The sequence below is a fragment of the Arthrobacter sp. UYCu723 genome (genome assembly GCF_054059215.1).
The window spans coordinates 412,154-425,797 of sequence record NZ_JBSSBW010000001.1 but is presented as its reverse complement, the minus strand read 5'-3'; the positions used below and the strand labels follow the sequence as shown (position 1 = coordinate 425,797).

At 67.7% G+C, this 13,644-nt stretch carries 11 protein-coding genes; 8 read left to right on the top strand and 3 right to left on the bottom strand.

Annotation, left to right across the window (positions count from 1 at the left end; translation table 11 throughout):
- Nucleotides 1–20: 20 nt before the first annotated feature.
- Nucleotides 21–557, bottom strand: coding sequence for a metallopeptidase family protein (locus ACVWZ8_RS01885; protein ID WP_456503613.1), 537 nt, complete (start codon nucleotides 555–557; stop codon nucleotides 21–23).
- A 157-nt stretch (nucleotides 558–714) separates the two neighbouring features.
- Between ACVWZ8_RS01885 and ACVWZ8_RS01880 the strand changes: the two genes are divergently transcribed.
- The 6 genes from ACVWZ8_RS01880 (at nucleotide 715) to ACVWZ8_RS01855 (ending at nucleotide 7,224) form a co-directional block, all read left to right on the top strand.
- Nucleotides 715–1,104 carry a DUF3499 domain-containing protein gene (locus ACVWZ8_RS01880; RefSeq protein WP_456503612.1) on the top strand — a complete coding sequence of 130 codons (390 nt, stop codon included), beginning with the start codon at nucleotides 715–717 and terminating at the stop codon, nucleotides 1,102–1,104.
- A gap of 82 nt (nucleotides 1,105–1,186) precedes the next feature.
- Entirely contained in the window at nucleotides 1,187–1,420 is a 234-nt protein-coding gene (locus ACVWZ8_RS01875; protein WP_456503611.1) for a Trm112 family protein, read from the top strand.
- A gap of 170 nt (nucleotides 1,421–1,590) precedes the next feature.
- Nucleotides 1,591–3,069 carry an adenosylhomocysteinase gene (ahcY, locus tag ACVWZ8_RS01870; RefSeq protein WP_426976559.1) on the top strand — a complete coding sequence of 493 codons (1,479 nt, stop codon included), beginning with the start codon at nucleotides 1,591–1,593 and terminating at the stop codon, nucleotides 3,067–3,069.
- Between the two features lie 146 nt (nucleotides 3,070–3,215).
- On the top strand, nucleotides 3,216–4,439 hold the full coding sequence (locus ACVWZ8_RS01865; protein ID WP_456505894.1) for a L,D-transpeptidase: 1,224 nt from the start codon (nucleotides 3,216–3,218) through the stop codon (nucleotides 4,437–4,439).
- A gap of 180 nt (nucleotides 4,440–4,619) precedes the next feature.
- Nucleotides 4,620–5,819 carry a L,D-transpeptidase gene (locus tag ACVWZ8_RS01860; RefSeq protein ID WP_426979836.1) on the top strand — a complete coding sequence of 400 codons (1,200 nt, stop codon included), beginning with the start codon at nucleotides 4,620–4,622 and terminating at the stop codon, nucleotides 5,817–5,819.
- A gap of 160 nt (nucleotides 5,820–5,979) precedes the next feature.
- On the top strand, nucleotides 5,980–7,224 hold the full coding sequence (locus tag ACVWZ8_RS01855; protein ID WP_456503610.1) for a TIGR01906 family membrane protein: 1,245 nt from the start codon (nucleotides 5,980–5,982) through the stop codon (nucleotides 7,222–7,224).
- Nucleotides 7,225–7,245: 21 nt separating this feature from the next.
- Here the strand turns inward: ACVWZ8_RS01855 and ACVWZ8_RS01850 are convergent, their stop codons facing one another.
- Both ACVWZ8_RS01850 and ACVWZ8_RS01845 read right to left on the bottom strand, forming a co-directional pair.
- A complete protein-coding gene (locus tag ACVWZ8_RS01850; RefSeq protein WP_456503609.1) occupies nucleotides 7,246–9,075 on the bottom strand; it encodes an AMP-dependent synthetase/ligase in 1,830 nt (609 codons plus the stop codon).
- Nucleotides 9,076–9,134: 59 nt separating this feature from the next.
- On the bottom strand, nucleotides 9,135–10,847 hold the full coding sequence (locus tag ACVWZ8_RS01845) for a dolichyl-phosphate-mannose--protein mannosyltransferase (protein ID WP_456503608.1): 1,713 nt from the start codon (nucleotides 10,845–10,847) through the stop codon (nucleotides 9,135–9,137).
- Between the two features lie 211 nt (nucleotides 10,848–11,058).
- On the opposite strand from ACVWZ8_RS01845, the gene rsmI reads away from it, so the two are divergent.
- Together rsmI and ACVWZ8_RS01835 are read left to right on the top strand one after the other, a co-directional pair.
- Nucleotides 11,059–11,880, top strand: coding sequence for a 16S rRNA (cytidine(1402)-2'-O)-methyltransferase (gene rsmI / locus ACVWZ8_RS01840; RefSeq protein ID WP_354242865.1), 822 nt, complete (start codon nucleotides 11,059–11,061; stop codon nucleotides 11,878–11,880).
- Between the two features lie 225 nt (nucleotides 11,881–12,105).
- Complete coding sequence (locus ACVWZ8_RS01835; RefSeq protein WP_426976563.1) at nucleotides 12,106–13,605, top strand: NAD-dependent succinate-semialdehyde dehydrogenase; 1,500 nt, start codon at nucleotides 12,106–12,108, stop codon at nucleotides 13,603–13,605.
- Nucleotides 13,606–13,644: the final 39 nt, after the last annotated feature.

The window sequence follows — 13,644 nt, the reverse complement described above, 5'->3', positions numbered from 1 at the left end:
GGGAGCCGGGCACGGCCGGGTCAGTAACGGCGGCGGTAGACCGGATCCAGGGATTCGGGGGGCACCCCGAGCATCTCGGCGGTGTGCTCCACGACGACGTCGTGGACGAGGTCCTGGAGTTCCTCCCGGCTGCCGCAGGCTTGTTCCACCACCCGGCGGAACAGGGTAATGACGGGACCTTCCTCGGCCGTGGCAGGGGTGTAGGCGCCCATCGGGGCGGGAGTGCCGTCCGATACGAGCTGCTCCAGGCCCGGCGGGATCTCGTCGACGGCAAAGCGGACACCATCCAGGGTCTTGCCCCAGATGTCATGGAGCCGCTGGGCTGAATCGAGCACGAAGTCATCAAAACGCTCGGAGCGGGTCCGGTACCCCGGCAGGGTGGGCAGCGTCAGCTCGCCCCGGAGCCCCCGGCCGTGCCTGTTCCTGCGGCGCTGCCTGAAGTTCTTCGGGGCAGCGGTGCGGCCGGAACCGGCCGGCGCGGAAACGGCGTCCGTGGCTGCGTTGTCGGGGTCAGCCAAGCGGACCGTAAAACCCGGATCTTGGTGCGATGACTGCATATCTTGACTCTAAACCCGGCAGATGATTTACGCGACACGGACCCCGCGACCCGCCGCCGCGGCCCTTGCGGCGGACCCGGGGATCCGGCAGGACCCGGCCGGACCGGGGTGTTTCAATGCGACGTTCCGGCGCCGAGGGGGAGTAGTCTGTGATCTCGTGGGTGCAATTCGTCTTTGTTCAAGGTCAGCCTGCCGCAATTCAGCGGTGGCCACTTTGACGTACGTCTATGCCGACTCCACCGCCGTTCTCGGACCCCTGGCAACCTACGCCGAACCGCATTGCTACGACCTCTGCGAACAGCACGCGGGATCCCTGACCGTCCCCCGGGGCTGGGAAGTCCTGCGGTTGGCCATGCCCGCTACGCCGGCAGGACCCGGCCCGGATGATCTGCTGGCACTGGCCAACGCCGTTCGTGAGGCGGCGTCGCGGCCCCCGGCATCCGAGACGAACCAGGGGCAGCGGAGCGCGCACCCCGCCCTGGAAGCGCCGGCCGCAGTCGAAGGCACCCGCCGGGGGCACTTGCGCATTCTGCGCGAACCCTCGTGAGCTGCAACTGGCGGTAGGCTGGGAACTGCAAAATCCGTAAGCCACCGGCGCCTGCTGCGGCGTCCACCAGGGAGCGTTCACCATGCCGAATCTCAGTCCCGAGCTGTTGTCTGTCCTGCGATGCCCCGTGACCGGATCCGCGCTGGTCCAGGAAGGCGAGGAACTCGTCGCCACCACGGCTGATGCAACCGGCGCGAAGCCTCGTTACCGCATCGAGGACGGTATCCCGCTGCTGCTGCCGCCGGAGCTGCTCTCGGCAGCCACCTCTGCCCCCTCCGACCAGCACGACGCCGGTCCCCGCCACACCGCCGAATAGGCCCCGCCGCTGGGGCCCGCCGAATAGGCCTCGCCGCTGGGCCCCGCCGACCAGGCACGGCACAGCTCCCTCGGGCCGCCCTTCGGCACCGAACCGCTTTCTAGTCACCGACAAGCAAGGTCACCAAACGCAGGTGCCCGACCCCCAGCCGGCTACAACAAAGGATTCACATGACTTTCGATTACAGGATTGCGGACATTTCCCTGGCCGAGGCGGGCCGCCACCAGATCCGCCTCGCCGAGCACGAAATGCCCGGACTCATGTCCCTGCGCGAGGAATTCGGCGCCGGCCAGCCCCTTAAGGGTGCCCGCATCGCCGGATCCCTGCACATGACGGTCCAGACCGCCGTGCTGATCGAGACCCTCACCGCCCTCGGTGCCGAGGTCCGCTGGGCTTCCTGCAACATCTTCTCCACCCAGGACGAGGCCGCCGCCGCCGTCGTGGTCGGCAACGGCACCGCCGAGGCCCCGCAGGGCGTCCCTGTGTTCGCCTGGAAGGGCGAGACGCTCGAGGAATACTGGTGGACCGCCCAGCAGATCCTGACCTGGCCGGGCGCGGACGCCAACCCCGACCTCGGCCCGAACATGATCCTGGACGACGGCGGCGACGCCACCATGCTCGTCCACAAGGGCGTCGAATTCGAAGCCCTCGGCGCCGTGCCGTCCGCCGCCGCGGACGAGTCGGAGGAAGGCCGCGTGTTCCTCGAGGTGCTGCGCGCCTCGCTGCAGGAGGACCCGCAGAAGTGGACCCGGATCGGTTCCCGCCTGCTGGGCGTCACCGAGGAAACCACCACCGGCGTTCACCGCCTCTACCAGCTCGCCGAGCAGGGCAAGCTGCTGTTCCCGGCGATCAACGTCAACGACTCCGTCACCAAGAGCAAGTTCGACAACAAGTACGGCATCCGCCACTCGCTGCCGGACGGCATCAACCGCGCCACCGACGTCCTCATGGGTGGCAAGGTCGCCGTCGTGTGCGGGTACGGCGACGTCGGCAAGGGCGCCGCGGAGGCCTTCCGCGGCCAGGGTTCGCGCGTGATCGTCACCGAAATCGACCCCATCTGCGCGCTGCAGGCGGCCATGGACGGCTACCAGGTCGCCAAGCTGGAATCCGTCCTCAGCGAGGGCCACATCTTCATCACCACCACGGGCAACAAAGACGTCATCATGGCCGAGCACATGGCGGGCATGCGGGACAAGGCCATTGTCGGCAACATCGGCCACTTCGACAACGAGATCGACATGGCCGGCCTCGCCAGGATCCCCGGCATCAAGAAGGTTGAGATCAAGCCGCAGGTGCACGAATGGGTCCTCGACGCCGGCGCCCCGGAAGAGCGCTCCATCATTGTCCTCTCCGAGGGCCGGCTGCTCAACCTCGGCAACGCCACCGGCCACCCGTCCTTCGTGATGAGCAACTCCTTCGCGAACCAGACCATCGCGCAGATCGAACTGTTCACGAAGCGGGACCAGCCCGAGGGCGAGCGTGAGTACGAAAAGCAGGTCTACGTGCTGCCGAAGATCCTCGACGAGAAGGTGGCCCGGCTGCACCTGGATGCCCTCGGCGTGGAGCTGACCGAGCTGTCCAAGGACCAGGCCGAATATCTGGACCTCGAAGTGGCCGGCCCGTACAAGCCGGAGCACTACCGCTACTAAAAGCCGGTGCCGGCTGGAAAGGGCTCCCGACCCCGCGGTCTGGAGCCCTTTCTTTGCGACCGGATCGTGGCGGAACGCGCGGTCGGGTTCCGCCACGAATTCGCCTATGCTGGCAGGAGAGCGTCTGGAAGGACCTGAGTATTGTGATCGCCCCGAGAAGCTGGAGCACCGGCTGCAAGCTGGCCGTGCTCGGAGCGGTGTGCGCCCTGGCCGCGGGCGGCGGAGCGTTTGCGGCGACAGGTCCGCTGGCCCGCGCATCCTTCGCGTCCGAGGCCACGTCGCCGGAGCGTTCGACGCCGGGACTGGCCTTCCCGGTTGTGGCGTCGGCAGAACTTGACGTCTCGCCGGCGGACGACGCCAAGCCGGTCAACCCGGCCGCGCCGGTGACCTTGAAAGTCAGCAACGGCCGGATTGAGCGGGCGGCACTCACAAGCGGTTCCGGCGACGCGGTGGAGGGAACCCTCAGCGCCGGCCGCTCCAGCTGGACCGCGTCGGAGCCGCTGAAGTTCAACACCCGCTACTCCTTCACCTTCTCCGTGGTGGACGCGGCCGGACGCAAGACCAACAACACGCGCAGCTTCTCCACGGTTTCCGCCGCCAATGAAGCCGATGCCGCAATTTACCCGCTGGACGGCATGAAGGTCGGAGTCGCACAGCCGCTGCAGATCACCTTCAGCGAACCCGTGCTGAACCGGGACGCCGTCGAGAAGGCCATCAAAATTACCTCCAGCGCGGGCCAGGCCGGGGACTTCCACTGGTTCAGCAACACCATGGTTCGGTACCGGCCGGAGAGTTTCTGGACCGCGAACAGCACCATCACGATGGACATGCAGCTGTTCGGAGTGGACCTGGGCAAGGGGCAGATCGGTAACTTTAATAAGTTGGTCACGGTCCACATCGGAGACAAGAAGCTCGCGGTCGCCGACGCCGCTGCGCACACCTTCTCGATCAGCATCAATGACCAGCCGGCCGGATCCTGGCCCGTCACGATGGGCGATCAGCGCTTCCCCTCCGCCCGGGGATACCTGGTTCTGATGGAGAAGCACCGGTACGACCACTTCGTCGCCGCGAGCATCGGCCTGAAGCCGGGGGATCCGGCGAACTACGGGGAACTGGACGTTGAGTATGCCACCCGGCTCACTCCCAGCGGCGAGTACATCCACCAGGCCCTGGATTCCGCGCTGCCCTACATCGGCAACACGAACGTGTCGCACGGCTGCATCGGCATGACGGCGGACCGGGCCGCCTGGGTCTTCAACAACATGACCAGCGGTGATGTGGTCCAGGTGGTCAACACGGAAGGCGACTTCGCGAATTTCGACGACGGCTTCGGGGACTGGAACATCCCCTGGTCGCAGTACGCGAACTGAGGCGGGTTCCGCGGGCAGTTCCGCGGACACCAGGAGTGGAATGACGTTGGGGGACGAAACATAAACATGGCCAAAATGACAAGAGTCAGGCGCCTCGGGCGCCGACGCGGAGAATCCGCAGGCCGCCTGCGGCCCGGGCGACGGAGCCGCGGAAAGTTCACCGGCCGGATCACCGGCAAGATGCTTGCCGTCGTCGGGATCTGCGCTGCCGTCGGCGCCGGCGCGCTCGGCGTCGCCACCGCACCGCAGTGGGCCCACGCTGACATGCCGTCAGAATCATCGGCGCCGATGCGGAACGTGCCGGGCCTCGCGGTTCCAGTGGTGAAGCCCGTCGAGCTCGGTGTGACGCCGACCGACGGCGCCAAGAGCGTCAACCCGGCCGCGGCACCCTCCGTTAAGGCGGTCAACGGCCTCGTGAAGGACGTGGTGCTGGAACCCGCCACCGGCGGTGGCCGGGTCCCGGGCAGCACCAGTGCCGACGGCTCCACCTGGACTGCGGAAGATCCGCTGGAATTCGACACCAAATACAAGTACAGCTTCACGATCGTGGACCAGGCAGGCCGGGAGACCAAGAAAACCCAGACCTTCAGCACGGTGGCGAAAGCGAACGAGGCCGATGCCGCCGTCTACCCCCTCAACGGCACCACCGTCGGTGCCGGACAGCCCATCGAGATTGTCTTCAGCGAACCGGTCCTGAACAAGGAGGCGATGGAGAAGGCGGTCACCGTTACCGCCTCCTCCGGCCAGGCCGCCGCCTGGCGCTGGTACTCGGACCGGCGCGTCCGGATCCGGCCCGAGGCGTTCTGGGCCGCCAACAGCCAGATCACGGTGGACCTGAAGCTCTTCGGGGTGGATTTCGGCAACAAAATGATCGGCAACTCGGACATGCTGGTGTCGTTCAAGGTGGGACCGCAGCGCCTGGCCGTCGTGGATGACACCACCAAGACGATGAAGGTCTACTTCGACGGGCAGCTGGTCAGGACCGCGCCGGTGACGCTCGGCGGCTCGGACTGGCTGTCGCCTTCGGGCTTCGCCGTCATCATGGAGCAGGAACGCAACTCGAAATTCAACGCCGGCAGCATCGGCCTGAAGCCGGGCGACAAAGGCTACTACCCGCCGCTGACGGTGGAATATGCCAACCGGCTGACCAGTTCGGGTGTCTACGTCCACCAGGCCCTCGCCTCGGCGTGGGGCGCTGTCGGAAGATTCAACGTCTCGCACGGCTGCGTCGGCCTCCTCCCGGCAGACGCCGAGTGGTTCTTCAACAACATGACGAGCGGAGACGTGGTCCAGACCCTCAATACCGGCGCGCCTCCGGTCGAACCGCTGGAAGGCTTCGGCGACTGGAACATCCCTTGGGCCCAGTACGCCAGGCGGTGATGGCGGGCACGGCCGCTACGCCTAAATAACCTCCGGAAATACCGTCACACGGGGTGGCACCTCGCCCGGCCAGAGGGTCTGGCGGTAGGCTCGGAGACAGATATGTTGCGTTGCCGGGCGCAGTCCTGGCGGCACGGAATCCTACGGAAGCGAAGCTGCAGTGACTGACACAGGTCCCACCCCTCCGAATCGACAGGATCCGCAGCTGGATCCGGCCGACGACGGCGATGAACCCGCTTTCGATTGGATGAAGCCGTCACCAGCAGGCACACGGGAATCGGGCAGCGACGAGCGGTCCGCGGGGACCGGAGCCAGCGCGACGCCTGGCAGCCGCGCCGACCGCAAGGCCGCGGAAGCGGCCGCCGGATCGTCGGCCGCCGGGCCCGGATCGCCCGCCAGCGAGCCGCTGCACACCTCCGCGCTGCAGATCCGTCCGCCTGAGGAGGACGTCGAGCGCCGCAATGCCGAACGCGAGCACGCGGCGAATACCAAGCCCGTCCTCCCGCGCGTGATGCAGGTCCTGTTGGCCATCTGCTACCCCATCATCCTGCTGGTGCTGGCCGTCCGGGCCGTGACCAGCCCCTTGTTCCTGTGGGTCGAGTACAACCGGCCCGGATTCCCGGGCGACGGTTACGGCTTCAGCACGGACGACCGCATGACCTACGGCTCCTACGCTGTGGACTACCTCAGCAACTGGGCCGGCCCGCGCTATCTCGGTGAGCTCGTCAACCGCGGCGGCGACCAGCTCTTCAAGGACGGCGAAGTCAGCCACATGGCGGACGTCAAGCTCGTCATCCTGGCCGCCTTCGGAGCCGGCATCCTGCTGCTCCTGCTCAGCCTCATCGCCGTGATCTACCTGCGGCGTCGCAGCACCGGAGGAGTCCGCCGCGGACTGTTCGCCGGCTCCATCATCACCCTCGTGATCATCATCGGCTTGGCAGTGCTGGCCGTGCTCGGCTGGGAGCAGTTCTTCACCGAGTTCCACCGCATCTTCTTCGCCAACGGCACGTGGACCTTCTCCTTGCAGGACACCCTGATCCGGTTGTTCCCGGGCCAGTTCTGGGTGGACGCCGGGATTGTGATCGGCGCCCTTGTGCTGCTCGCCTCCCTAGTCACACTGATCCTCACCTGGCCGACGCGGAAGCGCCGCGGCCCGCTGGAGAACGCTGCGGCCGCGGACAGCGTGCCCGCCGACGGCGCGGCCACGGAGGACGCGGCCGGAGAGTCTGCCGGAACGCGGTCCCGCGTCAAGCGCGTCAAGGCCCGGAGGGCCCGAGCCGGGGATAGTTCCGCGGAGGAGCCTGAAGACTCGGCGGCAACGGACGCCGACGCCGATACGGTGGCGGACACGGATCCGGCCCCGGCGGAAGGCCAGGCGTCCCGGGGTCACTCCAGCGCCGTCTAGGGGGCATTAAGCCGCCCGGATTCAGCCGTAAATCCGGTTGATCTGCGCCTGGAAATCCCGCACGACGGCGGCCCGCTTGAGTTTGAGCGACGGGGTCAAGTGCCCGGATTCCACGGTGAAGTGGGCGTCCAGGATGACGAAGCTGCGGATGGATTCAGCCTGGGACACGAGCGAGTTCGCCTCGTCTATGGCGCCCTGGATTGCCGCCCGGACCTGTTCGTTGCCCGTGGCTTCGGCCAGCCCCAGGGCTGGGACCTTGTGCGTGGCGCACCAGTTTTCCAGGCCTTCGGGATCCAGATTGACGAGGGCCGAAACGAACGGCCTGCCGTCGCCCAGGACGACGACCTGGCCCACGAGCTGATGCTCGCGGATCTTTTCCTCGAGCGGCCCGGGGGCCACGTTCTTCCCGCCGGCGGTGACCAGCACGTCCTTCTTCCGCCCGGTGATCGTCAGGAAGCCGTCCTTGTCAAGGGATCCGAGGTCCCCGGTGCGGAAGAATCCGTCCAGGAACGCTTCGGCGTTGGCGGCGGCGTCGGCGTGGTAGCCCTTGAAGACGCCGATCCCTTTGACCAGGATCTCGCCGTCGTCGGCGATCCGGATGGTGGTTCCGGGGACCGGGATGCCGACCGTCCCCACCTTGGTCCGGCTCGGGGTATTCGCGGTGCAGGGCGCCGTCGTTTCGGTGAGGCCGTAGCCTTCGAGGACCGGGACGCCCGCGCCCCGGAAGAAGTGTGCGTCGTGGGAGCTCAGCGGGCTGGCACCGGAGACGGCGTAGCCCAGCCGGCCGCCGAACGCCTGCCGCAGCTTCGGGTACAGCAGCCGGTCGAAGAGGGCATGCCTGGCGCGGGACGCCAGGCCGGGGCCGGGCCCCTTGCCCTGCGCCGCTGCGTCGAGGGCCTTCGAATAGTCGATCGCGGCGGCGGCCGCCGCCCCGAACAGCCGTTCCTGGCCGGCCAGCGCCGCTTTGTGCGCGGCTCCGGCATAGACCTTTTCCAAGATCCGGGGCACCACCAGCAGGAAGGTGGGCCGGAAACTGGACAGGTCCTCCAGCAGTTCCTTGGCGTTGGAGGTGTGGCCCAGGGTGGTTCCGGCGCTCAGGCAGATGACCTGGACGGCTCGGGCGAGGACGTGGGCCAGGGGGAGGAACATCAGGGTGCGGGAGCGGGGCTGCAGCAGGATTTCGGGAAGGAACAGCACAATGTTCCTGGCCACGAGGGCGAAGTTGCCGTGGGTGATCTCGCAGCCCTTGGGCCGGCCCGTGGTCCCGGAGGTGTAGACCAGCGAGGCCACGTCCGCCAGTCCCGCCGTGGCCCGGTGCCGTTCGAGCTCCCCGTCGCCCACACCGGTGCCGGCGGCGGCGAGGCTGGCCAGGTTGGGGGCGTCGCCGTCGTACTCCATCCGGACCACCGGGACCAGACGGTCCCCGAGCAGCTCGGAGGAGTCCAGAACGTTCTGGACGAGGGTGACCCTGGCCTGGTTTTCGGCGAAGACGCGCCGGGCGCCCGAGTCGTGGAGGATCCACTCGACCTGGCTGGGGGAGGACGTCTCATAGATGGGGACCGTCACACCGCCGGCAAACCAGATGGCAAAGTCCACCACCGTCCACTCGTAGCGGGTGCCGGACAGGACGGCTACGGTTTCCCCCGGCGTAATGCCGCCGGCGATCAGGCCTTTCGCCAGGGCCGTCACCTGGTCCAGGAACTGCTGCGCGGAGATGTCGGCCCAGCCGGCCGGTCCCCTGCGGGAGTAGAGCGCATGGACGGGATCCTTGGCATGTTGTGCCAGCAGCAGGTCCGTCACGTTGCTGTCCGGGTCCAGTTCGACGAGCAGTCCCGTACTTGCTTCTCTCACAGCCTGGTCTCCGTTCCGGGTCCGCGCGGGTGGCGGCGGACTTACCCTGTCATCCTGCCCTAGATCCAGGACGGCATCCACATCCGGAACCGCCAGTCCTGGTAGGGGATGGTCTCGGCAGCCCAGACGGGGTAGAAGAATGCGGACACGACGACGGCGGTGACCACGAAGAGCGTGACTAGGTACAACCCGGAGCGGCGCCGCCAGGGCGGATCCGTCCGTTTGCCCAGGACGAGGCCCAGGCAATAGACGAGGGCCAGCACGAGGTAAGGCTCGAAGGACACGGCATAGAAGTAGAACATGGTGCGTTCGGGATACATGAACCAGGGCAGGTAGCCCGCCGCGACTCCCGCGAGGACGGCCCCGGCCCGCCAGTCGCGCCGGCCGGCCCACCAGAAGAGCAGGATGCCCAGGCAGATGGCGGCGCTCCACCAGATCAGCGGATTGCCGACCGAGAGGATAGCCATGGTGCAGCTGCCCGTGCCGCAGCCGGGGCTGCCCGGTTTGGGGGATTCGTAGAAGAACGAGGTGGGCCGGCCCAGCACCAGCCAGCTCCAGGCGCTCGCTTCATAGGGATGGTCCGAGCTGAGCCCCTGATGGAACTTGTACGCCTCGAGGTGGTAGTGGGCCAGGGACCTGACGGCGTTGGGCAGCCAGCCCCAGTCCGCCGACGGGTTGGTCTCCGCCCAGTGCCGGAAATAAGCGTCCTGGGACCGGAACCAGCCGGTCCAGCTCGCGGCGTAGGTGAGAGCCGCGACCGGGACAATGCTCAGGAAGGCCGGGATACCGTCCTTGAGGATGCCGCCGCTGATCCAGCCGTGGATCCCGGCGATCCGCCGCGCGCTGAGGTCCCAGAAGACAGTCATCAGTCCGAATCCGGCAAGGAAAAACAGGCCGGACCATTTTGTCCCGACCGCCAGTCCCAGGCACACTCCGGCCGCAAGGCGCCACCAGCGGATGCCCAGCCACGGGCCGGAGGCGAGCTGGAGCGGGGAGGGCCGGCCGTCGGCGGAGGCCGCGGCCTGCCTGCCGAGCCGTTCCGCGAGCCGGCGCCGGCCGTCGTCGCGGTCCATCAGCAGCGCGCCGAACGCGGCAAGGACCCAGAACATCAGGAAAATGTCCAACAATGAGGTGCGGGACATCACCAGATGGTGTCCGTCCACCGCCAGCAGCAGCCCGGCCACAGCCCCGAGCGTCAGCGAACGGAACAGCTTCTGCGCAATCAGTGCCAGCAGCAAGATCGACAGCGTGCCGGTCAGGGCCGCTCCGAAGCGCCACCCGAAGGGGTTGTCGGGGCCAAAATGCCACATGCCGGCAGCGATCATCCATTTGCCGACCGGCGGGTGGACCACGTATTCGGGCGAGTCCAGCAGGACTCCGGGGTTGCCGGCGATGAAGGAATCGTTGGCCTTCTCCGGCCAGGCGCGCTCGTAGCCGCTGATCAGGAACGAATAGCCGTCCTTGACGTAATAGGTTTCGTCGAAGACGAGGTTGCGGGGCGTGTCCAGCCGGACAAAGCGCAGGACTCCGCCGAGGGCGGCGGTGAGGACTGGGATGAGCCAGAACCACAGGCGCAGCGACGGCGGATAGTCCCGCCAGCTGCGGACGCAGCCGATCAGGCGCTCCTTGAGAGCCTCGGGGGTGTTGGCCTCCGAGGGACGGCTGACCCAGCGATGCCCCTCCAGGTTGCGTCCGGAAGGTGCAGCTGAGGCCGCCGATCCGGCTGAACCGGCCTCGGCGGGCCGCGTGGGGGTCTGCGTCACGTTGCCCATGCTACCTTTCGCGGCTGTGCCCGTCGGGCCGCCCTGCCGCCCGCAGTAGGCTGGTCATGTGGACCCTCAACTCAGCACCTCCCCGAATCATCCCGACAGCGCCGGAATTCCGGCCGACCGCGCCGGGACTGACACCGGGCAGGACAACGCCCCTGACACCGGGCAGGACACCGCCCCGGCAGCCGCAGCGTCGCCCGGCGGACCGGGCCGGATCGTGCTGGCGGCGACCCCGATCGGCAACGTCGGCGATGCCTCGTCCCGGCTGATCGAGCTGCTCACGACGGCGGACATCGTCGCCGCCGAGGACACCCGGCGGCTGCACCGGCTGGTCCAGAACCTCGGCGTCACCGTGGGCGGCCGGGTGGTCAGCTACCACGAGCACAATGAGGCAGCCAAGACTGGCGAGCTGCTGGACCAGGTCCGGTCCGGGAAGACCCTGGTGATGGTGACCGACGCCGGGATGCCGTCGGTCTCGGACCCCGGCTTCCGCCTGGTCGAAGGAGCCGTGGCGGCCGGCCTTACGGTCACGGCCGTCCCCGGGCCCTCCGCTGTGCTCACGGCTCTGGCGCTCTCCGGGCTGCCCACCGACCGTTTCTGCTTCGAGGGGTTCCTGCCGCGCAAGGCCGGTGAACGGTCCTCCCGGCTGGCGGATCTCGATGCCGAGCGGCGCACCATGGTGTTCTTCGAAGCCCCCCACCGCCTGGAGCCGATGCTCCGCGCCCTGCGCGAACGCTTCGGCGCCGACCGCCGGGCCGCCGTCTGCCGGGAACTGACAAAGACGTACGAGGAAGTCATCCGCGGCAGCCTGCGCGAACTGCTGGAATGGGCCGAGAGCAACGAGGTGCGTGGCGAAATCGCCGTCGTGGTGGGCGGCGCCCCGGAACGGGAGCCCGGGAAACCGGAAGACCACGTGGCCGCGGTGAACGCGCTGATGGCGCAGGGGATCCGGCTCAAGGAAGCAGTCGCAGCGGTGGCCGAAGAGGCCAGGGTGAGCAAGCGGGAGCTCTACTCGGCGGTGCTCGCTGCGCGTTAGCCCGGCTGCCACCCCGCCGCATGGATCCGGCCTGTCGCCCGGTCGGCTGTGTAGCTGTGTAGTTGAGTAGCTGTGCAGCTGCACAGCGCATCCCACTGGACGTAGTGCGGACATGCGTAGACACTCCGGAGAATCCGGCAGTACCGTGGCAGTAAATCCAGCGCGGTTTCCACAGCGCTGAACCCGTTCCTAGTTCACCCCGAATTGCTGACGAGGGAGTCAACCGTGACTGTAACTGCCCAGCCCATTGTTACCGCCGAGCGCGAAAGCGCCCTGCTGGCCGCTGTTCCGACCGGCCTGCTGATTGACGGCCGGTGGCGCCCGGCCGCGTCCGGAAAGACCTTCGATGTGGAGGACCCCGCCACCGGCAAGGTGCTGCTGAGCATCGCCGACGCGGGGCCCGAGGACGGTGCCGCCGCCCTCGACGCCGCGGCCGCGGCACAGGATTCCTGGGCCAAGGTGCCGCCGCGTGAGCGAGGCGAGATCCTGCGCCGGGCCTTCGAGCTGGTGACCGAGCGCGCCGAGGACTTCGCGCTGCTGATGACCCTGGAAATGGGCAAGCCGCTTGCCGAGGCCCGCGGCGAAGTCACCTACGGGGCTGAGTTCCTGCGCTGGTTCTCCGAGGAGGCCGTCCGGGCCTTCGGCCGCTACTCCGTGTCCCCGGATGGCAAGTCCCGGCTGCTGGTGACGAAGAAGCCGGTGGGCCCGTGCCTGCTGATCACCCCCTGGAACTTCCCGCTGGCGATGGCCACCCGCAAGATTGCCCCGGCCGTGGCCGCGGGCTGCACCATGGTGCTCAAGTCCGCCAACCTCACCCCGCTGACCTCGCAGCTGTTCGCAGCCGTGATGATGGAGGCGGGCCTGCCGGCCGGCGTCCTGAACGTCATCCCCACCTCTACCGCGGGCGCGACCACTGGCCCGCTGATCAAGGATGCCCGGCTCCGCAAGCTCTCCTTCACCGGCTCCACCGAAGTCGGCCGCCGCCTGCTCTCCGACGCTTCCGAAAACGTGCTGCGGACCTCGATGGAACTCGGCGGCAACGCCCCGTTCGTGGTCTTTGAGGACGCCGACGTCGACGCCGCCGTCGCCGGAGCCATGATCGCGAAGCTGCGGAACATGGGCGAGGCCTGCACTGCCGCCAACCGCTTCATCGTGCACGAGTCCGTCGCCGATGAATTCGCCGCCAAGTTCGCGGCGAAGATGGCAACGATGACCACTGCACGCGGAACGGAAGCTGACTCCAAGGTCGGCCCGCTCATCGATGCGAAGAGCCGGGACAAGGTCCACGAGCTGGTCAGCGATGCCCTCGCCGCCGGCGCCACAGCCGTACTCGGCGGCGCCCCGGTGGAAGGTCCCGGCTACTTCTACCAGCCGACCATCCTGAAGGGCGTCACGGAGGGGACCCGGATCCTGTCCGAAGAGATCTTTGGCCCGGTGGCCCCGATCATCACCTTCAACACCGAGGACGAGGCCGTCCGGCTCGCGAACAACACCGAATACGGTCTCGTGGCCTACGTCTTCACCCGCGATCTGAACCGCGGCATCCGGATGGGCGAACACCTCGAAACCGGCATGCTGGGCCTGAACGCCGGCGTCATTTCCAATGCAGCCGCACCGTTCGGAGGCGTCAAGCAGTCCGGGCTCGGACGTGAAGGCGGTCTCGAAGGCATCGAGGAATACCTCTACACGCAGTACATCGGCATCGCCGATCCCTATGCCGGCTAGGTCCCACGCAGGTTAGCGGTCCACGCAGGCTAGGAAGCC

Excerpts from the sequence above, each read along its gene's own strand:
- ACVWZ8_RS01860 (WP_426979836.1), top strand. The coding sequence starts at position 4,620 with ATGCTTGCCGTCGTCGGGATCTGCGCTGCCGTCGGCGCCGGCGCGCTC.
- ahcY (WP_426976559.1), top strand. The coding sequence starts at position 1,591 with ATGACTTTCGATTACAGGATTGCGGACATTTCCCTGGCCGAGGCGGGC.
- ACVWZ8_RS01885 (WP_456503613.1), bottom strand. The coding sequence starts at position 557 with ATGCAGTCATCGCACCAAGATCCGGGTTTTACGGTCCGCTTGGCTGAC.
- ACVWZ8_RS01845 (WP_456503608.1), bottom strand. The coding sequence starts at position 10,847 with ATGGGCAACGTGACGCAGACCCCCACGCGGCCCGCCGAGGCCGGTTCA.
- ACVWZ8_RS01875 (WP_456503611.1), top strand. The coding sequence starts at position 1,187 with ATGCCGAATCTCAGTCCCGAGCTGTTGTCTGTCCTGCGATGCCCCGTG.